25 protein-coding genes and 1 pseudogene are annotated in these 22,230 nt (G+C 64.4%); 15 read left to right on the top strand and 11 right to left on the bottom strand.

What is annotated here, in order from left to right; all coding sequences use genetic code 11:
* Positions 1 to 232: 232 nt before the first annotated feature.
* The 6 genes from ACFQX9_RS06625 (at position 233) to ACFQX9_RS06600 (ending at position 3,188) form a co-directional block, all read left to right on the top strand.
* Positions 233 to 892, top strand: coding sequence for a response regulator transcription factor (locus ACFQX9_RS06625; RefSeq protein ID WP_018455266.1), 660 nt, complete (start codon positions 233 to 235; stop codon positions 890 to 892).
* A 165-nt stretch (positions 893 to 1,057) separates the two neighbouring features.
* On the top strand, positions 1,058 to 1,459 hold the full coding sequence (locus tag ACFQX9_RS06620) for a hypothetical protein (RefSeq protein ID WP_018455265.1): 402 nt from the start codon (positions 1,058 to 1,060) through the stop codon (positions 1,457 to 1,459).
* 119 nt (positions 1,460 to 1,578) lie between these two features.
* Positions 1,579 to 1,971, top strand: coding sequence for a curlin (locus ACFQX9_RS06615; RefSeq protein ID WP_204511438.1), 393 nt, complete (start codon positions 1,579 to 1,581; stop codon positions 1,969 to 1,971).
* A 32-nt stretch (positions 1,972 to 2,003) separates the two neighbouring features.
* On the top strand, positions 2,004 to 2,381 hold the full coding sequence (locus ACFQX9_RS06610; protein WP_247336127.1) for a curlin: 378 nt from the start codon (positions 2,004 to 2,006) through the stop codon (positions 2,379 to 2,381).
* Between the two features lie 74 nt (positions 2,382 to 2,455).
* A complete protein-coding gene (locus ACFQX9_RS06605; protein ID WP_276018145.1) occupies positions 2,456 to 2,878 on the top strand; it encodes a curlin in 423 nt (140 codons plus the stop codon).
* A 19-nt stretch (positions 2,879 to 2,897) separates the two neighbouring features.
* Entirely contained in the window at positions 2,898 to 3,188 is a 291-nt protein-coding gene (locus tag ACFQX9_RS06600) for a hypothetical protein (protein ID WP_204511437.1), read from the top strand.
* A 53-nt stretch (positions 3,189 to 3,241) separates the two neighbouring features.
* Here the strand turns inward: ACFQX9_RS06600 and ACFQX9_RS06595 are convergent, their stop codons facing one another.
* On the bottom strand, positions 3,242 to 3,526 hold the full coding sequence (locus ACFQX9_RS06595) for a hypothetical protein (protein WP_018455258.1): 285 nt from the start codon (positions 3,524 to 3,526) through the stop codon (positions 3,242 to 3,244).
* A 282-nt stretch (positions 3,527 to 3,808) separates the two neighbouring features.
* Here ACFQX9_RS06595 and ACFQX9_RS06590 point away from each other — a divergent pair, with 282 nt between their 5' ends.
* On the top strand, positions 3,809 to 4,249 hold the full coding sequence (locus tag ACFQX9_RS06590; protein WP_026232911.1) for a hypothetical protein: 441 nt from the start codon (positions 3,809 to 3,811) through the stop codon (positions 4,247 to 4,249).
* A gap of 18 nt (positions 4,250 to 4,267) precedes the next feature.
* Here ACFQX9_RS06590 and ACFQX9_RS06585 read toward each other — a convergent pair whose 3' ends face one another.
* Positions 4,268 to 5,110, bottom strand: coding sequence for a GNAT family N-acetyltransferase (locus tag ACFQX9_RS06585; RefSeq protein ID WP_085351329.1), 843 nt, complete (start codon positions 5,108 to 5,110; stop codon positions 4,268 to 4,270).
* Between the two features lie 122 nt (positions 5,111 to 5,232).
* On the opposite strand from ACFQX9_RS06585, the gene ACFQX9_RS06580 reads away from it, so the two are divergent.
* Both ACFQX9_RS06580 and ACFQX9_RS06575 read left to right on the top strand, forming a co-directional pair.
* Positions 5,233 to 5,937 (top strand): SDR family oxidoreductase, encoded by a 705-nt coding sequence (locus ACFQX9_RS06580; protein ID WP_085384467.1) that lies wholly within the window; start codon positions 5,233 to 5,235, stop codon positions 5,935 to 5,937.
* Positions 5,938 to 6,203: 266 nt separating this feature from the next.
* A complete protein-coding gene (locus tag ACFQX9_RS06575) occupies positions 6,204 to 7,025 on the top strand; it encodes an outer membrane protein (RefSeq protein ID WP_085351330.1) in 822 nt (273 codons plus the stop codon).
* A 70-nt stretch (positions 7,026 to 7,095) separates the two neighbouring features.
* Here the strand turns inward: ACFQX9_RS06575 and ACFQX9_RS06570 are convergent, their stop codons facing one another.
* Positions 7,096 to 8,154: a serine hydrolase gene (locus tag ACFQX9_RS06570; protein WP_377787303.1), complete on the bottom strand. Its 1,059-nt coding sequence runs from the start codon at positions 8,152 to 8,154 to the stop codon at positions 7,096 to 7,098.
* Positions 8,155 to 8,522: 368 nt separating this feature from the next.
* On the opposite strand from ACFQX9_RS06570, the gene ACFQX9_RS06565 reads away from it, so the two are divergent.
* Positions 8,523 to 8,927, top strand: coding sequence for a helix-turn-helix transcriptional regulator (locus tag ACFQX9_RS06565; RefSeq protein ID WP_247377527.1), 405 nt, complete (start codon positions 8,523 to 8,525; stop codon positions 8,925 to 8,927).
* Positions 8,928 to 8,929: 2 nt separating this feature from the next.
* On the top strand, positions 8,930 to 9,421 hold the full coding sequence (locus ACFQX9_RS06560; protein ID WP_018455251.1) for an SRPBCC family protein: 492 nt from the start codon (positions 8,930 to 8,932) through the stop codon (positions 9,419 to 9,421).
* Between the two features lie 120 nt (positions 9,422 to 9,541).
* Here the strand turns inward: ACFQX9_RS06560 and ACFQX9_RS06555 are convergent, their stop codons facing one another.
* The 3 genes from ACFQX9_RS06555 to ACFQX9_RS06545 are packed head-to-tail and all read right to left on the bottom strand — an operon-like array spanning position 9,542 to position 12,674.
* Positions 9,542 to 10,762: an ABC transporter substrate-binding protein gene (locus ACFQX9_RS06555; protein WP_162496376.1), complete on the bottom strand. Its 1,221-nt coding sequence runs from the start codon at positions 10,760 to 10,762 to the stop codon at positions 9,542 to 9,544.
* A 22-nt stretch (positions 10,763 to 10,784) separates the two neighbouring features.
* Entirely contained in the window at positions 10,785 to 11,759 is a 975-nt protein-coding gene (locus ACFQX9_RS06550; RefSeq protein WP_377787299.1) for a Bug family tripartite tricarboxylate transporter substrate binding protein, read from the bottom strand.
* 36 nt (positions 11,760 to 11,795) lie between these two features.
* Complete coding sequence (locus tag ACFQX9_RS06545; RefSeq protein WP_377787296.1) at positions 11,796 to 12,674, bottom strand: IclR family transcriptional regulator; 879 nt, start codon at positions 12,672 to 12,674, stop codon at positions 11,796 to 11,798.
* 211 nt (positions 12,675 to 12,885) lie between these two features.
* Here ACFQX9_RS06545 and ACFQX9_RS06540 point away from each other — a divergent pair, with 211 nt between their 5' ends.
* Entirely contained in the window at positions 12,886 to 13,728 is an 843-nt protein-coding gene (locus tag ACFQX9_RS06540) for a hypothetical protein (RefSeq protein ID WP_377787293.1), read from the top strand.
* Positions 13,729 to 13,732: 4 nt separating this feature from the next.
* Here ACFQX9_RS06540 and ACFQX9_RS06535 read toward each other — a convergent pair whose 3' ends face one another.
* A complete protein-coding gene (locus ACFQX9_RS06535; RefSeq protein ID WP_018455246.1) occupies positions 13,733 to 14,395 on the bottom strand; it encodes a response regulator transcription factor in 663 nt (220 codons plus the stop codon).
* Entirely contained in the window at positions 14,392 to 15,777 is a 1,386-nt protein-coding gene (locus ACFQX9_RS06530; RefSeq protein WP_377787290.1) for a HAMP domain-containing sensor histidine kinase, read from the bottom strand. Before ACFQX9_RS06530 ends, ACFQX9_RS06535 begins: the two co-directional genes overlap by 4 nt.
* A 190-nt stretch (positions 15,778 to 15,967) precedes the next feature.
* Here ACFQX9_RS06530 and ACFQX9_RS06525 point away from each other — a divergent pair.
* Positions 15,968 to 16,839, top strand: a pseudogene (locus ACFQX9_RS06525) (DUF2380 domain-containing protein).
* A gap of 13 nt (positions 16,840 to 16,852) precedes the next feature.
* On the opposite strand, the gene ACFQX9_RS06520 reads toward ACFQX9_RS06525, so the two are convergent.
* From ACFQX9_RS06520 to ACFQX9_RS06510, 3 genes are read right to left on the bottom strand one after another with little or no spacing between them, the layout of a single operon-like run.
* Positions 16,853 to 17,884 (bottom strand): L-idonate 5-dehydrogenase, encoded by a 1,032-nt coding sequence (locus ACFQX9_RS06520; RefSeq protein WP_085395601.1) that lies wholly within the window; start codon positions 17,882 to 17,884, stop codon positions 16,853 to 16,855.
* A 26-nt stretch (positions 17,885 to 17,910) separates the two neighbouring features.
* A complete protein-coding gene (locus tag ACFQX9_RS06515; protein ID WP_247362492.1) occupies positions 17,911 to 18,678 on the bottom strand; it encodes an SDR family oxidoreductase in 768 nt (255 codons plus the stop codon).
* 11 nt (positions 18,679 to 18,689) lie between these two features.
* On the bottom strand, positions 18,690 to 19,889 hold the full coding sequence (locus ACFQX9_RS06510; RefSeq protein ID WP_204511424.1) for a mandelate racemase/muconate lactonizing enzyme family protein: 1,200 nt from the start codon (positions 19,887 to 19,889) through the stop codon (positions 18,690 to 18,692).
* Between the two features lie 177 nt (positions 19,890 to 20,066).
* On the opposite strand from ACFQX9_RS06510, the gene ACFQX9_RS06505 reads away from it, so the two are divergent.
* On the top strand, positions 20,067 to 20,831 hold the full coding sequence (locus ACFQX9_RS06505; RefSeq protein WP_018455240.1) for a GntR family transcriptional regulator: 765 nt from the start codon (positions 20,067 to 20,069) through the stop codon (positions 20,829 to 20,831).
* A gap of 25 nt (positions 20,832 to 20,856) precedes the next feature.
* Positions 20,857 to 22,221, top strand: a complete 1,365-nt coding sequence (locus tag ACFQX9_RS06500) for an MFS transporter (RefSeq protein ID WP_085351341.1) — start codon at positions 20,857 to 20,859, stop codon at positions 22,219 to 22,221.
* The last annotated feature ends 9 nt before the right edge of the window (positions 22,222 to 22,230 follow it).

The raw sequence follows: 22,230 nt of genomic DNA, 5'->3' as shown, positions 1-22,230 counted from the left end.
CGCCTCGCCATGATGCCGCAGGTCGCGAGGGCGCATCCCCGCAATCACGAAACCCGATGTGTGAACACCTTCACTCGTCTTGAACGGGTGTTGGGCCTAAGACGTCGAAGCGGCCGATCGGAGCGACTCGCTCGATCCCCGCGAATTCATCCGAGCACCTTGATCTCGCTTGCAAGAAGAATGGATGGCTCGTTGCTTGTTCATCGAGCCCCAATCCGGGGAGCCCGTTTCCATGAGTTCAGGTCAAGCCACAGTTTATGTCATTGACGACGAGATCCAGATTCGAACCGCGATAGGAAGTCTCTGCGAGGAGACCGGGCATCAGGTGAAATTGTTTGCGTCGACCGACGAGTTTCTCGGGGAGACTATTTCCGGCGGGCCTTCATGCCTTGTGCTCGACGTCCGCTTTCCCGGCACGGCGCCGACCGGCCTCGAGCTTCAGCGCCGGCTCGCCGAGACGGGCGTGCTTATCCCGATCGTCTTCATCAGCGGCCATTCCGACGTCCGCGTCTCGGTCGAGGCCATGAAGCGCGGCGCAGTCGAGTTTCTTCCAAAACCCTTTCGCGAACAGGAGATCCTCGACGCGATCAGGCACGGCATCGAGCGCGACCGCAGGCGGCTCGAACGCGAAGATAGCGTGCGCGAAGCGCGCCAGCGCGTCGAGACGCTGACGGCGAGGGAGCGGGAGATCATGCTGTTGATGGCCGAAGGTCTCGTCGCCAAGCAGATCGCGGCGAGGCTCGGGGTGAGCGAAGTGACGGCCAAGGTCCATCGCACCAGGATGATGCGAAAACTGGAGCTTCGCTCGCCGATCGAGGTGGTGCGGTTGGTCGACAGCATGGGACGCGAAGAAGAGACGACACGAACCGGCACGGGACAACCGTACAGCTAGTGCCGCAGGCACCAAGGCGCCGCGCAACGTCTAGTCCGTACCGATTAGCATGAACTGCAGTCTGTCGCACGCAGCACGATCGGTTCAAAGTCGGTCCTGCGATGTCGGCCTCCTCCAAGACGGCATCCGAACCCAGTCAGAGATCTTAGCCAGAAAGGATATTCCATGCGCAAATTGTTTTTTGCTTCCGTTGCCGTGCTCGCCCTCTCCTCCGCCGCGCAGGCCGCCAACACTGCGACCACGGTGCAAGTGGGCGTCGTGAACGGTTCCAGCGTCTCGCAGCAGGGCCTCACCAACGACAGCTCGTCGACCAGCCAGCTCGGCATCATCAACAGCGCGACCACGATGCAGGGCACCAGCGCGGCCTCGCTCAACAACGGCAGCACGGTCAACCAGGTTGGCGTGCAGAACTCGGCGACGACCGGCCAAGTGGCGTTCGGCAACAACGGCAGCGCGATTACCCAGAACTCGTTCGGGCCTGCCGCGCTTCAGAACAACGCCGCCGCCGTCGGACAGCTCAGCGTGTTCGGCGTCAACAGCAGCACCGTCTCGCAGACGGCGCACTAAGCCAGCCCCGTTTGGCCGGACGCGTCATCTGCGGCGCGTCCGCGCCATCCTTGAAAGCACCGCCTCGGGCGGGACGACTCGGTGAGAGCTTGTCCGCCGACTTTCGCGGAGGAAATGTCATGCATCAAAAATATCTCGTTGCCACGATCGTCGCGTTCGGCTTGCTGACCGCTGTCGATGCCCAGGCCGGCAACTCGGCCAGCGTGCTGCAATTCGGCACCACCAACAACTCCTTCATCTCGCAGAGTGGCGGCACCAACAACAGCGCCACCACGATGCAATTCGGCGCCACCAATACTGCGACCACCCTGCAGACGGGCTCGCTCCTGACCGTCAACACCTCAGTGATCGGGCAGGGCGGCACCACCGCGACGGCGTCCAACACCGCGTTACTCGGCCAGGCCGGTGGCTCCAATTCGAGCCTGATCGGCCAGATCGGCGCGAACAACGCGGCGGCCGTCGGACAGCTCGGAATCCTGAACGGCTCGACGATTTTGCAGCAGACTCCTTGATCGCAAATCCATTTTCAGTCGCGAGGCATGTCATGAGACATTTTTCCGGCGCCGCCTGCGGCGCGTTTCTCACCTTGTGTTGCATAGGCGCCGGATCGGCCGGTGCCCAGACCGCCGACATCAAGACCATCGTGTCGCTCGGCGGCCCGCCGGTCGTGCTGAACCAGAACAGTCAACTCAACATGGCCGGCGTGTTCATGATAGGCAGCAGCACCAGCGCGACCGTCACTCAAAACGGCACGAACAACGCGACCGGAATCCTGCAATTCGGCGGGACGACGTCGGCATCGGTCGGGCAGGCGGGCGTGAACAATGTCGCGTTTGTCGGCCAGGCCGGCCAGTCGACCAGCAGTTTCCTGTCCCAGTTCGGTGCGTTCAACTCGGCGACTGTTGTCCAGAATAGCCATTGAGTTGGGCGCGACCTCAGCGTCGTCAGAAATGCAATGGGGGCAAGGCAATGATATGCGGTAGACTGCTCCTGGCATTGGCGGCATTGCTCGCCGCCGTCAGCGTCGCGTCCGAGGCATCCGCCGGATCTGTCCAGCGCGGCGTGACGAACCGGAACGTGAGCATCGAAACGATCGTGCAATTCGGCAACGACGTCCAGCCGGTCACGATCGAGGAGAACAGCAGCATCAATATTGCGCGTGTCATCCAGATCGGTGGCACGGGAACGGTCGATGCGACGATCATCCAGAACGGCACGCGAAATTATGTCGATGTGATCCAGGTGGGTGGCACCACCAATTTGGCGATCGGTCAGTCGGGTGTGAGCAACATCGCCGATATCACTCAGGTCGGCAATTCCACCAATGCCCTCCTGCTCCAGATCGGCGATATGAACACGGGAACGGTGCGACAATTCGGGCGCTTCAACTGGCTGTCGATATTTCAGTTCAGCCGGTGATCAGAAGGTGAGGTGCAATATGAGGTTCATCGTACTTGCAGCAGGAATGAGCATCATGATGGCAATGGCAGCGAGGCCGGCCGGAGCCGGCGAGTCAGGTGACGGCCACACCACGATGGTTCAGGACGAGAACGGCACGTCCGTCATCACCCAGAGCGGCGATCCGGCGCAGGCTGAGGTCAAGATCGAGAAGGAGCCTGGGCGCACGACGGTCTATCGTCGCAGCGGCGGCAACACCGCCATTGTGACGCAGGGCACCGGAAATCCACAGGACATGCTGGACTGGCTACGCAAGCAGCAGGGCCGCTGACGCACGAAGGCCCATCGTCCGTGATGGACGATGGGCCTCATCGTGAGCGGGCGTTACCAGCTGCGATAGACGCCGGTCAGGGTGCCGTTGTTGTTGCCCTCCGGGCCGACATCGCCCTGCGTCGAGCTCGGCGCGGGATGGTTGGTGCCGTTGAGCGCACTGTAAGGTCCGGCCACATCAGGATAGTACGCGCGTGGCTGAACCGGTTGGTAAGCGGGGGCGGTGCGATCCCAACCCGCGCGGGATCCGTTCCAATCATAGCCCTGGGCCGAGGCGGCCGTCGTGCCCGCGACGAGGGAAGCCGTGATCAGGCAGAGGAGTTTCGATTTGTTCTGCATTGGAGATGCTCCTTGCTGGTGTCGGGAGCCAACGACCGCAGTGCGGGAGCGTTCCGGGTGTTGTCGGCCGAAGCGATCAACTCCGATCAACTGGTTATGAAGTCCGTTTCCCGGGAACACGAGCGACATCAGCCGGAATCCCGGGCGTCTTGCCGCAGCTTGTTCCCTGTTCATCCCGTGCCTTAACCAATAATTAATTATACGTTTGCGGGTGGGCGACAGCCCGGCCTAGCGTGCGGTGGGGAGCCGCTATTCGCGAAGCCAAACGAGTTGGTGCGTATCATGATGTCGAGATCATTTGGGGCGTTGCTCGCCTCGCTCAGCGCAGCCGCGCTGCTCCTTGCCCCCAGCGTCGGTTTTGCCAGGCCCGGTGGCACCGTCGCGCATGCCGCCACGCCTTCCGGTCCGGCGGCGCGTCCGCCGATTGCGCCGGGCGCCAGGTTCCGTGGCCGCAACACGCCCTGGGTCTACTGGCCGGGCGGCGGCGGGTTCTACTATGACAATGCTGGCTACGGCCAGCCTTTCGCCGAGACCGCCCAACCCGTCTCCAGCGACGTGCGCTACACCTATACGTACGACGTTCCCTGGGACTGGACGCATCGCTTCCCGCCCAACGTGGTGCCGTCAGACCGGCCCTACGTGCCGAGCTGTCCGACGGAGCAGGTCACTGTGCCCGGCCGCGGCGGCGGCGAGCACACCGTCAACATCATGCGCTGCTACTGAGCAGCGAGTTCGGCTCAGCTAGCCCAGCTCAAAACTGGTCACGCCGAAGACGCGGTCGGTCCGCAGCGGCGCGATCGGCCCCGTGTACATCCGCGCCGTCTCGAACACCGGCTTCAGCCCGAGTGATTCCACAAGCGCAATCGCCTCGCGATTGACGGCGGGGACGTCGAGGAAGATCTCGCCGCCGTTTGCGCTTTCCAGCAAGGCCTGCACGATCGCTTCCGCCGCCGCGCGGTCGTCGGCGACGAGCGGGCCGATCTTGCGGCCGATCCGGCACGGCCGGATCACGCCCCATGCAGCGAGCTTGCCGTCGCGCAGCAGCGCGCGCCCGACATGTCCTGATGTGCCGATCCAGGCACGCAGGAAGGCACTGCGCGGAGCCGGAAAAACCGTTGCATCGTCGGCTTCAACGAGCGCGAGCGGGATCGTGTCGAGCGCAACGACATCGGCGGGCGGCCTCGATGGCGCGGCGACGAAGCCGCCATAGCGGACATTGGCGTGAGCAAGCTGGAAGCCGGACTTTCTGTAATTGTCCTGCTGTGCCACGACGCCGTCGAGGCCGATCACGCGAGCGCCCGCATGCGCGATCGCCGCGTTCCACATGCGCAGGCCGTGGCCTCTGTCGCGAAAACCCGATCGCACGATGTAGAAGCCGAGAAACGCGAAGCGATCGTCGTAGTTGACGCAGGAGACGGTCGCGACCGGCTCGCCGTCGATCTCGCCGACGAAGAAGCCCTTCGCGTCCGGGATCGCGAAACAGGCGGCGTCGGAGAGGCCCGGATTCCAGCCCTCGGCCGCGGCCCAGTCGACGGCGATGGCGATCTCCTCGGGGCGCAAATTGCGGATCTCCAAATCGCTCATCTTTCAAGTCGCCTTCGACGGTGGACCTTCCGGCCGGTCCGGCGGTAGAAGGCCTCATGATAGGCCGGGCCCACGGCTCGCCTCCACGATATCACAAAGGATGATCGCTCATGGCAGCAGAGATGGCAGCAGAGAAGGTCGCACTCGTGACCGCCGGCGGCAGCGGCATGGGGGCAGGGGCTGCGCGCCGGCTCGCAGCCGACGGCTTTCGCATCGCCATCCTGTCTTCTTCCGGCAAGGGCGAGGCGCTGGCAGCCGAGCTCGGTGGGTTAGGGATCACCGGTTCCAACAAGTCGAACGACGATCTGAAGCGGCTTGTGGACGGGGCGCTTGCCCGATGGGGACGCATCGACGTGCTCGTCAACAGCGCGGGCCATGGGCCCCGGGCGGCGATCACCGAGATCACCGACGAGCAGTGGCACACCGGCCTCGACACCTATCTGCTCAACGTGATCCGTCCGACCCGGCTGGTGATGCCGATCATGCAGACGCAGAAGGGCGGCGCCATCATCAACATCTCGACCGCCTGGGCGTTCGAGCCGAGCGCGATGTTTCCGACCTCTGCGGTGTTCCGCGCTGGCCTCGCCGCCTTCACGAAGATCTTCACCGACACCCATGCCGCCGACAACATCCGGATGAACAATGTGCTGCCGGGCTGGATCGACAGCCTGCCGCAGCTGGATGCACGCCGCGACAGCGTGCCGATGCGGCGCTACGGCAAGGTCGAGGAGATCGCCGCGACGATCTCGTTCCTGGCGTCCGACGGCGCGGCCTATATCACGGGACAGAACATCCGCGTCGACGGCGGACTGACGCGTTCGGTCTGAGACGCGGAGCGTCGGATCGCGCGCGGGTTGTCGCGATGCGACAGTGGTGTGCGTCGCGCGTCACGGAGGAGGGATGACGCGTGGCCCTCCAGTCACACCCGTCACGCGTTCGCGTGCCGCACGGCTCACGCTACGTCACAGTCCCTATGAACTTCGCCGCAGCCCAAGACGGCGAGGGACCGGCAGCCTATGCCCAATCTGCGCCGGACAACTTCCGCCCGCGCATTCGAAACGCGAGATCAATCGCGCGGGGCAAGGAGACTGGAATGAAGAAGTTTTTGCTGGCGGTTGCCGCGGTTGTTTTGGGCTCCGCATCCGTGCAGGCGGCCGACCTCGCGGCGCACTACACCAAGGCGCCGATGATGGCGACGGCCTACAGCTGGACCGGCTTTTACGTCGGCGGCAATGTCGGCGGGCAATGGGGCAGCGCCGATCCGGCCACCTCGACCGCGTTCGATCCCGCCGGCTATTTCGCGGACACCAGTGTTACCGCGATTGCTGCAGTCGGCGCCCAGCGTGTCAACAGCTCCAGCGTCACCGGCGGTCTTACCGCCGGCTATAACTGGCAACTCAACAACGCCGTGCTCGGCCTGGAAGGCGATATCAACTATTTCGGCTTCAAGGGCAGTGCGACGGGTTCGGCGCTCTATCCGTGCTGCGCACCGACCGGCTTCACCGTGTCGTCGTCGGTCTCGGCCGACTGGCTCGCCACCATCCGCGGCCGCATCGGTTTCCTCGCTGCTCCGACCTGGCTGCTCTACGCCACCGGCGGTGCGGCGATCGCCGAGGTGAAGGGCATTTTCAACTTCGTGGACACGTTCGCTGCGGCGACTGAGTCGGCCGCGTTCCGCGACACACGCTTGGGCTGGACCGCAGGTGTCGGCACCGAATATGCCTTCGGCGGTGGCTGGTCGCTCAAGGCGGAATATCTCTACGTCGACCTCGGACGCAGCACCGTGACCAGCACCAATCTGCTTGGCGGCGCGTTTCCGACCAACGTCTTCACCCACTCGGTCGATCTCAAATCGAACATCGTGCGCGTCGGCGTGAACTATAAGTTCGGCGGACCCGTCGTTGCCAGGTACTGAGCATTCCCGTTCCGACCTGGCGTGGAAAGCCCCGGCTTAGCCGGGGCTTTCCGTTTTTCGCTAGGCGGATTCAGTGCGATGCCACCAGATGCGCCAATGCTGGCAGGATCCTGTAGCGCGCGATCTCGTGCGGATATTCGCCCCGATTGGCGAGCAGGACGATCCCGATCCGCTGCGCCGGCACCAGGCCGATATAGCCAGAGGCGTTGTTGAGCCCACCCGGCTTGTCGACGACGGTGACGCCCGGGAGACGCACCGTCTCCCAGGCCATTCCTTGCCCAAACTTGTCGTCGACGCGGAAGATCTCGTGCTGAGTCATCCGCAGGGCCTCGCGCAAGTGAGGCTCGATCGACCGCCCATCGACGCAGGCCGCAACGAATGCGGCGAGATCCCGCGGCGAAGAAAACATCTGGCCGGTGCCGGGGAAATCAAAATAACTCTGCTGGTTGCCGATGGGGCCGATTGCCATGCCCTGATCCGAGTAGCCCTGGACCGCGAGCTGCATCCAGGCGTCGTGCATGACGGCACGGCTGTCCTCGCCGCGTTCGGGCACGGAGGTCGCATCCATGCCGATCGGCTTGAGGATGTGTTGTTCAAACAGGGTTGCGATCGGAGCGCCGTAACAGCGCTCGAGCACGAGTTGAAGCAGCACGTAGCCGGCGTGGCTGTAGACGCGCTGCTTGCCGGGCGCTTCGCCGGCTTGCGGTCTCCAGCTGTTGAACATGTCGATGAGCTGCGCGCGGGAAAACGTGTCGCTCGGCCACGGCGGATGATCGGTCGGCAGCAGCATGCCTGAGGTGTGCGTGACGAGTTCGCCGACAGTGATGCGGCGAACATAGTCGCCGGTGAGCTCCGGGAGATATTTCGCCAGACGATCGTCGAGCCGCCGCAGTTCGCCGCGGAGGGTGCCGAGCGCAACCAGCGTCGCCTCAAACGGCTTGCGTAGGGAACCGAGATTGAACAGCGTGTCCGGCGTGACCGGCCTTCGCGTGGCGCTGTCGGCAAAGCCGTAATTGAAGAACTCGACATGGCTGCCGGCATAAAGTGCAGCGGCGAGACCGCCCGGCTGGTCCGGCGTCGCGGTCGGCGTCAGTTCGTTCGCAACGATGTCGCGCATCTGCGCGATCATGTCGGAATCCGCGGCGGCCCCGCGCGGCCATGCAAGCGCAACGGGAACGAGCGCAGCCCGGGCGAGCGCCCGTCGGGTGAGATACGATGAGGTGACAACAGACGACACGGCTCTGGCGCAAGATTCGATGCGCCCCCGGTCCCTTGTAGCGGGAAGGACCGAGCCTCCCTATTCACGATTGCGCGTGGTGGGTTCCGCGCGAGTGGTCGGTAGCCCGGATGGAGCGAAGCGCAATCCGGAAAGTGCCGCAGCCGAGCTAGCGGCCCCGATTCGCTTCCCTTCATCCAGGCTACCAGTCGGCGAATTTAACTTAGCTAATTGGCTAACAATTGTTGACGCGAGATCATGGCAGCCCTATAGTTAGCCCCATGGCTAACCAACTATCCCGGCTCGATCAGGTTTTCGCGGCCCTTGCCGATCCCACCCGGCGGGCGATCGTGATGCGGCTCTGCGCCGGCGAGGCGTCGGTCGGCGAACTCGCCGATCCCTTCGCGATGGCGCTGCCGAGCTTCATGAAGCACATCCATGTGCTGGAGACGAGCGGTCTCGTCCTGTCGGAGAAATCCGGTCGCGTGCGCACCTGCCGCCTCAGTCCTGACGCGCTCCTCACTGCGGAGGACTGGTTCCAGCACCAGCGTGCGATCTGGGAGGCGCGGCTCGATCGCTTCGAAACCTATGTGATGAAGCTGAAGAAAGAGCGGGCGGCTGCCAAACGGCCGACCAAGACAAGTAACAAGACGATCGACAAGACAACCAGACGGAAAGGTTCCTGACGATGACGAATTCTGCCAATCCCGCTCTGTCGCAATGGTCGCTCGACCGTGAGATCGTGATGTCGCGCGTGATCGACGCGCCGCGCGATCTGGTGTTCGAAGCGTGGTCCGACCCGAAGCATCTGCCGCAATGGTTCGGCCCGAAGGGCTTCAAGCTCGAGACCTTCGAGATCGACGTGCGGGTCGGCGGCGTCTGGCGCTTCAACATGATCGGCCCGGACGGCACGGTCTACCCGAACCGCATGCGCTTTCGCCGCATCGAACGGCCGTCGCTGATGGAGATGGATCACGGTACCGACCAGGACGAGGATCCCGGAATGTTCCGTTTCACCGTCACCTTCGCCGAGCAGAGCAACGGCAAGACGGTTCTGATGATGCGGCAGCTGGCGTCGAGCGCGGCGCAGCGCGACGGCATGATCAACTTCGGTGCCGTCGAATACGGCTACCAGACACTCGACAAGCTCGCGGCCTATGTGAGTGGGATGAAAAGGTAGGGCGAGCAGCCACTTCCTCTCTCATGCGGAGGAGGCCGCGGAGCGGCCGCCTCGAAGCACGAGGACCATTGGTGAAGCCTTCATTCTTCAAGGCGCGCGCCCCTCGGGATGAGGGGCGCTTCATTCCTTCGCGTCGTCCGTGACGATGTCGCCGAGTTTCTGCCAGCGCTGGCCGTCGAACTGCACCATCTGGAACTGCTTGTTGACGCGGTAGTCCGTCGGCGTCGTCGTCACCGAGATGCCCGGCAGCGTCAGGTCGAGTGCGATGTTGTTCAGGCTGGCGGCCTGGCGCATCACGTTCTCGCGCGTGAGATCGTCGCCGCATTGCTTCAGCACCTGCACCAGCAGCTGCGCGGTGATATAGCCGTAGACGTTCAGGTTCGAATCCTTGTCGCCCTCCGGGTAGTACTTGGCCATGAAGGCGAGATATCGCTTCATGCCGGGATCGTCCTTCCATTCGGGATCGGCTGAATCCTTGACATAACCGACGCTGACGACGCCCTTGGCGTTGTCGAGTCCGGCAGGTTTCAGCACCGCGCTGACCGAGGAGGCGTTGATGTCGATGATGTGCAGCGGCTTCCAGCCGATCTCGGCCACCTTCTTGATCGCCTGCGCGGCCTGTTTCGGCGTGGTGGCGCTGAACAGCACGTCGGCACCGGCATCCTTCAACCGCAGGATCTGCGAGTCGATGGTCGGCTCGGTGATCTCGTAGGACGTCTCGGCGACGATCATCTTCGCTTTGTCACCGAGACCTGCCTTGAAGCCGGCGAGGTAATCCTTGCCGAGATCGTCGTTCTGATAGAGCACGCCGATCCTGGCGTTCGGATGGTTCTTCAGAAGATATTGCGCGTAGATCCGGCCCTCGACGAGGTAGGACGGATTGAAGCCCATTGTCCAGGGGAAGTTCTTCGGATCGGTGAAACGCGCCGCGCCCGTTGCCGCGAAGAGCTGCGGGACCTTCTTGGCGTTGAGATATTTTTGCACGGCGACATTGGGCGCCGTGCCAATGATCTGGAAGGTCAGCAGCACCTCGTCGCTTTCGACAAGCTTGCGGGTCTGCTCAACCGTCTTCGGAGGCGAATAGGCATCGTCATACTGGATCAGATTGACCTTGCGGCCGTTGACGCCGCCCTGGTCGTTGATCATCTTCATGTAGGCGGCCTGGGTCTTGCCGATGACGGCATAGGCCGAGGCCGGCCCGCTGAGCGGGACGGTCTGGCCGACCTTGATCTCGGTGTCGGATGCGCCGGGATCGTATTTCTTCTGGGCCTGTGCCGCCGGGATCGATAGCGCGAGAAGGATCGCGACTGCCGCGACACGTTTGAGAAGTACGTTTTTCATTTCCATTCCCTGTTCGTGACTGTCACTCGCCCTTGAGGCCGGCCTCGCGGATCAGCCCGGTCCACTTTCTTGTTTCGTTGTCGATGAACTGGCCGAATTCGGCCGCGGTGCCCGCGCGCACCTCGAGGCCCTGGGCCGTCAGCTTGTCCTTGATCGCCGGCTCGGCCAGCGCGCGCAAGACTTCGGCCTGCAGCTTGTCGACGATCGCCCGCGGCGTCGTCGAAGGCGCCATGAAGCCGTACCAGCCGGCCGCGGCCACGTTGGGAAAACCCTGCTCGCGCAGGGTCGGCGCCTGCGGGTAAAGCGCGCTGCGTTCGGCCGAGGCGACGCCGAGCACGATGAACTTGCCGCTCTGGATGTAGGGCAGTGCGGTCGGCAGCGCCGTCAGCGTGGCATCGACGCGGCCGGCGAGCAGCTCGGTGTAGGACGCCGCATCGCCACGGAAGGGAATGTTGAGCCCCTTGACACCGGCATCCCTGAACAGGAGTTCGCCGGCAAGATGCGGCTGCGATCCGGCGCCGGGTGAGGCGAAGGTCAGGCCATCCGGCTTCGATTTGCCGTAGGCGATCAATTCGGGGAGCGTCTTGAACGGCGCGTCCGCGCTGATGATCAGGAACAGTGGCGCGATCACAGCCATCGCGACGGGCTGCAGATCCTTGCGCTCATAGGTCAGCTTGCCGAACAGCGCTTCGGCGGTCGCATAGGGGGCCGCGACATAGAGGAGGGTATAGCCGTCGCCCGGCGCATGCGCGACCGTTTCGTTGGCGATGCGCGTGCCGGCGCCCGGCTTGTTCTCGACGATGAATTGCTGGTGCAGGTTGCGGCCGAACTCTTCGGCCAGCAGCCGCAGCGAGATGTCGTTGGAGCCGCCGGGCCCGTAAGGCGAGATCAGCCGCACCATACGCGACGGCCAGGCGTCCTCAGCGCGTGCGGCGAATGGAAGTCCGGATATCGAAAGAGCGAGGGTGCCCAAAAATGTTCGCCGTGTGATGGTCATGGTGGCCTCCCGATGGCGGAGCGCCGATTGTCTTGTTCATCGCCTGGCGCTCTTCTTGTTCTGCTTTTGTGTTTCGGTCGCCGGTGCCGCCCCAATCATGGTGCGGATGCTGTCGGCAAGAGCGGCAATGCGCGGGCCGATCTCGCCCTCCAGCTGGCCGGGCTGGAGCCGGAATGCGGGGATGCCGCAATTGATCGAAAAGGCCTGCTTCGCCTCACGCGCATGAAACAGCGGCGCGGCGACGGCATGGATCGAGGTGATGTACTCGCCGAAGCAGGTGCAGAAGCCGCGGCTGATGCATTGTGCGAGGCCGGCGCGGTATGTCTCGCGGAAGGCCAACCACAGCTCGGTATCCTCGCTTGCAATGCGCTCTTCGAGCAGCGCGGCATCGGCCTGCGGCAAGGTCGCCGCCGCGGCACGGCCCATCGCCGTCATCACCACGGAAATGGGCATGCCGATGTCGGGGACGTGCGGGCCGACGTCGCCGGAGCGCGCAGTCTCGACATAGATCATGGAGGTCGCATCGAGCAGGCCGATCGAGACCGTGCCGCGCACGCTTTGCGCGAGCTCCTGCATCATGGGACGTGCGACCTGGCGGAACTGCATGTCGGCGAGCAGCGGATGCGCCATGCGAAGGGCGCGCGCGCCGACGCGATATTTGGCGCGTTCGGAATCGTAGCGGAGGTAGCCGAGCTCGGCGAGCGTATGCGTCAGCCGCGCCACCGTTGGACGCGGAATCCCGGTCAGCGTCGACAGCTCCATGTTGCCGAGCTGCGTCGCTCCCGCCTTGAACGCTTCGAGCACCACGAGACCCTTTGCCAGCGTCGTCGCGAACGCGGCGTCGTCGATGCTGTCCGCCAGCACGGCGGCAGCGGACGAGGAGGCGCGGATCGGTTTGGACGCGGTTTTGGCCATCGAGGATTAATGAACCCGGTCGGGGCGATTGTCCAATATATTTCATAAAATAGGATTTTGTGTCCACTATCTGGACACGCGGCGGCGTTGCCCGTGCGGATAAAATGTGCGCGACGAGCTCCGCCGCACACAGATTCTCGTCGTGATTCCGTGGGTTGTTGTGACAGGATTACTACGGCTGAATGTCATATCGATTACAGCGGAGCGATTCATGTTGCAGTGGCAGGCGCGGACAAATCCCCTCGCGTGGTGGTGGGGGTCCCTGACGCTGGTCAGTGCTGCCAACATTCTCGCCTGGTTCATGCTGTACCGCGCGTTCTATCCCACGTCCGCCGGCAGCATCAGTGGCGGCTCCGACATCGGACTGATGTTCCTGCTCTGCGCCGGCTATGTCTTCGGCTGCGCCTTCCGCTCGTTCCTGCCGCGCGCCGACGTGCAGCGCATCTGTCTGTTCGACACCTGGCTCTCCAGCGTCTTCGTCGGCCGCACGGTCGCGACCGTGGCCGAACTGTGCTTCGCGGCGCAATGGGCGGTCATCCTGCATCAACTCGGGACCATGACGGGCGCCGAGACGGTTGTGAACATCGCGTGGGTGATCGTGCCCATCATCATCATCGCGGAGTGCTTCTCCTGGTATGCGGTGGTGACGACAAACTTCCTTTTCAACGCGATCGAGAACTCGCTGTGGGCGGTGACATTCTTCCTCGCGGGCATCGCGCTGTGCCGGCTGATGCCGGAATTCCAGGGGCCGGTGCGCTGGGCGCTGATTGCCGGCATCGTCGGCATCGCCTGCTTCCTGGCCTTCCTCGTCACCGTCGACGTGCCGATGTATCTCAGCCGCTGGCGGGCAGGGTATGAAGAGGGCAACCGGTTGCTCGGCTTCCTCGAAGGTCTGCATGACGTCTCGACGCGCTGGGTCGTGACCCACGACATCGCGCACTGGAAGGGCGAGCTGACCTGGATGTTCCTGTATTTCACCGCCGCCGTGTGGTCGAGCCTTGCGCTTTGTGCGCTCTACGCGATGGAAGGCTATCTCACGCGCTATCTGGGTTGAGCAATCAGGCCTCGCCGAGATCGACCTCCGTCAAGATGCCCTGGCGCAGCGCCAGCCGGACCAGCTCGATGTCGGATCCGACGCCGAGCTTGTCCTTGATCAGGGAATGCAGGTTCGCCACCGTCTTCGGGCTGACATGGAGCGTCTCGGCGATCTCCTCTGTCGTATTCTCGGCGAGCAGCAGCCGCAGCACTTCGAATTCGCGCGGCGTGAGGACGTCGGCGGCAGAGCTTTCCCCGGCCAGCCGGCTCAGCGCGAGCTCATGGTCGATGTCGGGGCTGATTGCGATCTTGCCGGCGAGCACGTCCATCACGGCGCGCACCAGCGTCTCCGGCGGACTGGTCTTGGTGACGTAGCCCCTGGCGCCGGCGCGGATCGCCTGCACGGCAAAGCCGGCATTCTCGTGCATGGTGAAGACGAGGATCCTCGCGCCCTTGTCCCACTGCCTGATGCGCCTGACCGCCTCGATGCCGCCGATGCCGGGCATGCTCAGATCCATGATGACGAGGTCGGGCGCCTCCGATTTGTAGAGACGATAGGCCTCGGCGCCGTCGGCGGCTTCGGCGATGACGCGAAGTCCCGGCTGCTTCTGGAGCACGGAGCGATAGCCCTCGCGGACGACGGAATGGTCGTCGACCAGCAGAATGGTCGCGCCGGCCGCGCTCATGCGGCGTGCTCCAGCGGCGGCCGATCGGCGGCTGCGAGCGGAATGACGACGCGCAGTGCGGAGCCGCCGTTCGGCTTGGCCTCGAAGCTCAATTGGCCGCGCAAGGCCGCGACGCGCTCGCGCATGCCGAGCAGGCCCATTCCGGATTTCGCGACGGGATCGGTCGCGCGTCCGTCATCGTCGATCGCAAGCGCGATCTCGCTCGCCCCCATCGTCAATTCCAGGCTGACCCGCGTGGCGACGGCATGCTTGGCGGCATTGGTGAGCGCCTCCTGCACGATCCGGTAGAGGCTGGCGCTGATCGTGGCCGGCAGGGTCTCGAATGCGCCGTCGAACCGGATCGAGAAGCGCGTCTCGCCGCGGCTGCGCCCGTTCCAGCCCGCGACCAGGCCTTCGAGGCTGACGACGAGCCCGAGCTCCTCGACATCCGGCGGCCGCAGCCGGAACAGTGTGCCGCGCAACGTCTCCATCATGCCGGTTGCGGTCCGCGCGATGCCGTCGCATTCGCCAAGCAAGGAAGGGCAGTCCTGCGCGGCGGTCTGGCGGGCGGAGGAGGCGAGCGCCCGGATGGCGGCGAGCGACTGGCCGAACTCGTCATGCAGCTCGCGCGCGAGATGGCGGCGCTCCTCGTCCTGGAGCGCGATCAGCTTCCGCGTCAGCTCGCTGCGTTCGGCAAGTGCGGTCTCGAGGCTTTCGGCGAGATGGTTGAAGCCGTCGCGGATCGCGGAGAGCTCGGCAAGGTCGAACGGCGGCAGCCGCGTGGTGAGGTCGTTGGCGGCAATCCGCTCCAGGCCGGTGCGGATCATGCGGGTGGGGCGCAGCGCGCGTGCCAGCGCGGCGTAGACCAGGGCGCAGAGCAGCGGCAGCGCGATCGCCAGCGCCAGCATCAGGCGGCCGGCCTCGTGCCAGGCCTCCGCCGTCTGCACGGCCGGCTCGACCGAGACCACGGCGTCGCCAAGCTTCGCTCCGCGCACGATCACAGGCCGTGCCGCTTCGCGGCCGGGGTCGAACAGGCTGCGATAGAAGGCCGTGAAGGCTTGCGGCGGTGGGTTTGCCGGGGCGGGCGCGCCGCTGCAGAAGCGCTGGAGGATGTCGCCGCTCGTGCCGCGGAATGCCAGGCACAGGCCGGGCGTCATCACATAGGCCGAAACGGGGTCGAGGTTGGGAAAGTCCGAGCGCGGGCTGGCGACCCACTGGATCTTGCCCTGCTGTAGCTCCAGCGTCTTGGCGACGATGGCGGCGATGTCGTCGAGGCGCGCATGCGCCGCGCGGTCGGCCGTAATCAGGAAATAGGCGGAGATAACGGCGAAGCAGGCGGCCGATATCGCGGCCACGCGCAACGTCAGACGGACTTTGAGATCGAATCTCGGGCGGTTCCACATCGGCGGGCACCTGGTGCGAACGGGTTGTCGCGCCCGCATTAAACGGCAGAACGCACCTAGCGCAAAGCCGCTAGGCGCCAGTGCGGTGCACCGTCGTGAAATTTTCCCGGTCATCGCCGGGACCGGCGCTGCTGCGAGCCCTGATTACGCCGTCCAGATTGTGCGCCGCTCCGTCATACGAGGCACATTTATGCACCTGCGCCGGTTGATCCTCTCAGTCTGTCTCCTTGTCGTCCTTCCGGCGGCTTATGCGCTCGGTGCCGAGACTGCCGTCGGCGTCGCCATGGACGATTTCAGTTATACCGATACGTCAGCGGAGCCTGCCAACCAGACCGCCGCCCACGAGCGACGGCTGGCGGCCTTCATGGCCGCGCTCCGGCAAGATATCGGCGGAGACCGGCGCTACCGGCTCGTGCCCTCGGCCCAGGACGGCGCGGCGTTCAAGGTGATCGGCGGCATCCAGAAGACGAGCACACTGGTGCAATGGGCCAAGGTCGCCGTGATCGACGTTGGCGCCAGGAAGGTCGTGATGGACAAGCTCTACACCTTCCGCGGCGACAATGATGAATCATGGGAGCGTGCCGAGATCTTCGTGTCCCGCGAGATCATGGCCGCGCTCGGCGCACCCGCGCCGATCGCGCTGGCGGTGTTCGAATTCGAGCTCGAGGACAGACCGCGGCGCCGGCCGCCGGTCTCGCGGCCGCAGATGCATCCTATCTGGCCGAAGTGACCGGCAGTGTGCGCGATGCCCTTGGCCAATCCGGCCGCTACCGCCTCGTCGATGTCGGCAGCGCGAACGAGGAGGCGGTAAAGGCACGCGCTTTACGCGACTGCGGCGGCTGCGAAGCGGCGATGGCGCAAGGGCTCGGTGCGGATCAGTCTCTGATCGGGGTGGTGCGGCGGGTCAGCCGCACCGAATACACGCTCGGCTTCCAGGTGCGCGATGCCAGGACCGGCGCGGTGCTGGCACGCGGCGACAGCGGCCTGCGCCTGGGCGCGGACTATTCCTGGAAACGGGGCGCCGTGCGGCTGGTCAGCGACCGGCTGATCGAGAACCAATAGCAGCGCTCATCGATCAGAACGTCAATTGCACCTTCATCGACTGCGAGCGGTCGCTGGCGAGCTCGAACGCTGCGACCGCGTTCTCGAACGGCATGGTCGCCGTGATCAGCGGCTTGACGTCGATCAGGCCTTCGCCCATCAGCCGCACCGCCAGCTCGAATTCGGGATCGAAGCGGAAGGTGCCGCGGAGCTGCAATTCCTTGGCGACGATGGAGTTGATCGGCAGCGTCATTTCGCCGCCCAGGCCGAGCTGCACCAACGTGGCCCTGGGCCTGAGCACGTCGAGCGCGGTGCGGAGTGCGGCCTGGTTGCCCGAGGCTTCGAACAGCGTGTCGAACACACCCTTGCCGGTGCGCCACGGATCGAGCGCCGTCGCGCCGGCCGCGACATTGATGGCGTAAGTGGCGCCGAGCTTTTTGGCGACCGCAAGCGGCGCCTCCGCGACATCGGTGACCACGATCTCGGCCGCGCCGCCGAAGCGCGAGACCAAAATCATCAGCGCGCCGATCGGGCCGCAGCCGGTGATCAGCACGCGCTTGCCGAGCAGGGGCCCGGCCTGCTTGCCGGCATGCAGGCACACCGCGAGCGGCTCGGCGACCGCGGCTTCCGCCAGCGATAGCTCGTCGGCGATCGGAACGGCCTGCGCCGCATCGACCGTGATGAATTCGCGAAAGCCGCCCTGCACATGGGGAAAGCGCATCGCGCTGCCGAGGAAGCGCATGTCGAGGCACTGGTTGCGCATGCCTTCCTGGCAATGCAGGCACCGGCCGCACGGCTTGCTCGGATTGACCGCGACCCGAGTGCCCGGCTTCACGTTCGTGACGCCGTCACCGATGGCTGCGACCACGCCGGCGATCTCGTGCCCCAGCGCCATCGGTTGCTGGATGCGCACGACACCGAAGCCGCCGTGATGATAGTAGTGCAGATCGGAGCCGCAGATGCCGCCGTTCGCGATCTTGACGCGGACTTCGCCCGGACCGGGCGCTGCATCGGGGTAGCTATCGATCCGCAGATCTTTCGGTGCGTGAATGACGACGGCGCGCATGGTTAGCTCCCTCAGCGTTTCGCGGCTCACATCGCAGCGATCATGCCGCCATCGACATAGATGATCTGGCCGTTGACATAGGTCGAGGCATCCGAGGCCAGGAAGATCGCAGCGCCCACCAGCTCGTCCGGTCGGCCCCAGCGCTTGGAGGGAACGCGGCCCATCAGCCAGTTGTTGAAGTCGGTGTTGTTGACCAGCGCCTCGTTCATGTCGGTCAGCATATAGCCGGGGCCGATCGCGTTGGCCTGGATGCCGTGCTGGGCCCATTCCACCGCCATCGAGCGAGTCAGGTTCTTGATGCCGCCCTTGGCAGCGGTGTAGGGCGCAATCGTGGGACGCGCGAGCTCGCTGCCGAGCGAGCCGATATTGATGATTTTGCCGTACTTGCGCGGGATCATGCGCTTGGCCGCCTCGCGGCCGATCACGAAGGCGCTGGTGAGGTTGGTCTCGATCACCTTGCGCCACTCGTCGGTGGTGAACTCCACCAGCGGCTTGCGGTGCTGGATGCCGGCATTGTTGACGAGGATGTCGACCGCGATGCCCCTCTTGTCGAAGTCGTTGAAGGCGGCGACGATCGCAGGCTCGTCGGTGACGTTGAAAGCGGCGCCTTCGGCCTGGTGGCCGGCGGCGCGAAACTCGGCGACGGCCTGCTCGACACGCTTGGGATCGACGCCGTTGACGATGATCCTGGCGCCGGCCTTGGCCATGCCCTCGGCAATGGCGCGGCCGAGACCGCGGGAGGAGCCGGTCACGAGCGCGGTGCGGCCGGAAAGGTCGAAGAGGGCGGTGCTCATCTCAAGAATCCTCAGACGTTGGAACGGCGCACGGTCAGATCGGAGCGGTCGAAGACGGCAGGCAGAAGGTCGACGCCGAGGCCGGGGCCTTCCATTGGATAGACAAAACCATCCTTGATCGTGGGCATGGTGGTCACGAGCTCATTGTACCAGCCCTTGTAGAAGGCGCGCACCGATTCCTGGATCAGCGTATTGGGCTGGCTGAACGACATGTGGATGGCGGCGATGAAGCCGATCGGGCCGATGCAGTCGTGCGGTGCGAAGGGCCGGTGATAGGTCTCGGCCATCGCCGCGATCTTGCGGCCCTCGGTGAGGCCGCCGGTCCAGCACAGATCCGCCATCACCACATGCATAGCGTCGCGGTCGAGCATGTCCTTGTAGGGGAAGCGCGACCCCAGCGTCTCGCTGGCGCAGACCCAGACGTCGGTGCAGCGGGCATATTCGGCCAGCGCCTGCGGCGAGTTCATACGGATCGGGTCTTCGTACCAGGTCGGCTTGTAGGGCTCGAGCGCGCGCGCGATCTGTTTTGCGGTTGGCAGGTTCCACAGCGAGTGAAGCTCGACCATGATCTCCATCTTGTCGCCGACCGCCCTTCGGATCTTCTCGAACGGCTCGATCGCCTGCTTCATCTGCGCGGCGGAGATGTAGAGACCCTTGTTCTCCTGCGCCGCCGGATCGAACGGCCAGATCTTCATCGCGGAGATGCCGCTCTCCAGCAGGTTTTCGGCAAGCGCGTCGGCGCGGTGCATGAAGCCGTCGAGGTCTTCGTAGGGACTTTTGGCAGCGCCAAGATTCCAGTTCGCGACCGGGCTGATATTGGTGGAGCGGACATATTGGGTGCCGGCGCAGGTGTTGTAGATGCGCTGCTTGTCGCGGCAGAGGCCGCCGAGCATCTGGTGGACCGGCTGATTGCAGACTTTGCCGAACAGGTCCCACAGCGCAATGTCGATTGCCGAAGCCGCGCGATATTCGACGCCGGTGGACGACTGCGCCATCGGCAGGTTCAGCATGTCGCGATGGATCGCCTCGATGTGCAGCGGATTGCGGCCGAGCAGGCGGCCGGCAAAGGTGTCGTGGATCTGCGCCTCGACTGCGCCGGCGCCGTAAAAGGTTTCGCCGAGACCGATCATGCCCGTGTCGGTGTGGACGCGCACCCAGATGACGTTGGAGAATTCTTCGGTGCGCAGCGTCTCTATCGACGTGATTTTCACGGCAACTCCTCCCATCGCAGGCGCGCGCAGCGCCGTCTTGTTGTCATTGCGCACCGCAACATGGTGCGGGCAGGCGTCAAGTCTTACGCCCGCTTGTAATATATCACAACATGTTTTAGGGATATCACCAACAAGGCGCCATCCAGCAACGACGGCGCGGGCTGAGGGAGAGACGGCATGGCAACGCGCAAGCGCGCGCTCGAGGTGGTGAGGAACGACGACGGCGAGGGCAAGCCCTTCCGACGCAACCGTCTCAACTTCTTCGAGCTCGCCTACCAGAGGATCGAAGAGCTGCTCGTCCATTGCGAGCTCAAGCCAGGCCAGTTCATGACGATGCTGGAATTGCAGCACATCACCGGCTTCGGCCGTACGCCGGTTCATCACGCCGTCAATCGTCTCTCCGCCGATACGTTGATCATCATCCGACCGCGCCACGGTCTGCGCATTGCGCCGATCGATCTGGCACGCGAGCGCATGCTGCTGGCCTTGCGCCGCGACATGGAGCGCTTCGTGATCCGGCTTGCGGCCGATCGCGCCAGCCTCTCGCACCGCAATCAGGCGCTGCATATCGAGCGCCTTTTGCGCGAGCGCCGCGCCACTCTGACCCTCGACGAGTTCAACAGTATTGACCGCCGCATCGACGCGCTGGTGCTGGAGGCGGCAGGCGAGCCGTTTCTGGTGCACACGCTACGGCCGTTACACACGCTGTACCGGCGCATCGGCTACATCCACCACCGGTTCATGCCGGGACAGGCCGAACTGTCAGGCACGATCGATCGTCACCTCGCCATTCTCGCCGCGGTCGCCGGCCGCCGCGTCGAGGACGCGGTGAAGGCGAGCGATGCACTGATCGACTACATGGGCGAGATGTTCACCGGCATGGAGGTCGGGATCGACCCGCGCCTGCTCGATTGCAGCATCGAGCCGCTGCTTGGCACGTAAGAAAGTTTTGAAGAGAGGACCAAAGATGTCGACGATGGCGATGCCACAACCGACCGCGAGCGAAGCCGCGGTCCGCTACCTCATCACGAACTACAGTCCCAAGGGCAACAAGGTCGGCTGGCTGATGATGGCCTCGATCCTGGTCGAAGCCTGGGATCTCTATTCGATCGCCTTCGTGCTGATCTTCATCAAGGAGCAGTTCAATCCCGATCCGCTGATGCTGGGCCTGGCCGCGGCCGGTACGCAAGGCGGCGCCCTGATCGGTGCGCTGCTCGGCGGCTGGCTCTCCGACAAGATCGGCCGCCGCGTCATGTTCCTGGTGACGATGGTGCTGTTCATCGTGCTGGCGCTGGCGCAGGCCTTCGTGCCCAATGTGTTCTGGCTCGTCGTGATCCGCTTCTTGCTCGGCGTTCCGCTCGGTTCGGACATCTCGACCGGCTACACCTACATCATGGAATCCATGGCCAAGGGTGAGCGCGAAGTCATGGGCAACCGCTGGCAATTCATGTTCGCGGTCGGTGAGGTCCTGACGATCGGCGTCATCGTGATCTTCCTGCTGCTCGACATCAACCACGAAACGCTATGGCGGGTGACGCTCGGCCTCGGCGCGCTGCCGGCGCTGATCATCCTGATCATGCGGCACGACGTGCCGGAGACGGCGGTCTGGCTGGTGCAGAAGGGACGCTACCGCGAGGCCAAGCAGGTCGCGCGCGAGATGTTCAACGACGACCTCGCCATGCTGCCGGACCATGACGTGGAGGTGCCCAAGGTGTCCACCCGCGACTTCCTCGCCGACCTCAAGAAGGATCCGATCCGCTGGCGCGCCACGATCTACGGCTGGATCGCCTGCTTCGCGCAGGCCAGCGAGTTCTCGACCTTCGCGTTCTACCTGCCGGTGCTCTTCGTGATGGTCGGCGTGTCGAGCGTGCTCGGCATCAATCTGGTGACGATGGCGCTGTTCTCCTTCGCTGCCGTGTCGGGCTGGGTCGGTCCGCTGCTGACCCCGAAAATCGGCCACCGCGGCATCTCGATCGCGGGCTTCTCGATCGTGCTGGTCTCGCTGCTGGTCGCGGCCTTCGCGCTCTACACCGACAACAAGATCCTGCTGCCGTTCGCGGCTGCCGCGATGCTGTGGGGCCATTATTGGGATGCCTCCAACTGCATGACGATCCCGACCATGGTCGCCAAGCCGAAATATCGCGGCACCGCCAGCGGCTTCGCCTACATGTTCGTGAAGCTGCCGTCGTTCCTCGCGATCTTCCTGTTCCCGTCGTTGTTCGCGGCGATTGGGCAGGCGAATGCCACGCTGTTCGTCGCGATCTTCCCGCTGATCGGATTGCTTGCCGCAATCTTCATCCTGCCGGAAGTCTACGGCTACGAGAACGACTGATCTCGCAAG

The sequence above is a fragment of the Bradyrhizobium sp. GCM10028915 genome, assembly GCF_042666195.1.
Lineage (GTDB): Bacteria > Pseudomonadota > Alphaproteobacteria > Rhizobiales > Xanthobacteraceae > Bradyrhizobium > Bradyrhizobium canariense_D.
The sequence above is the reverse complement of the archived record's forward strand: the minus strand, read 5'-3'. Positions and strand labels throughout refer to the sequence as shown.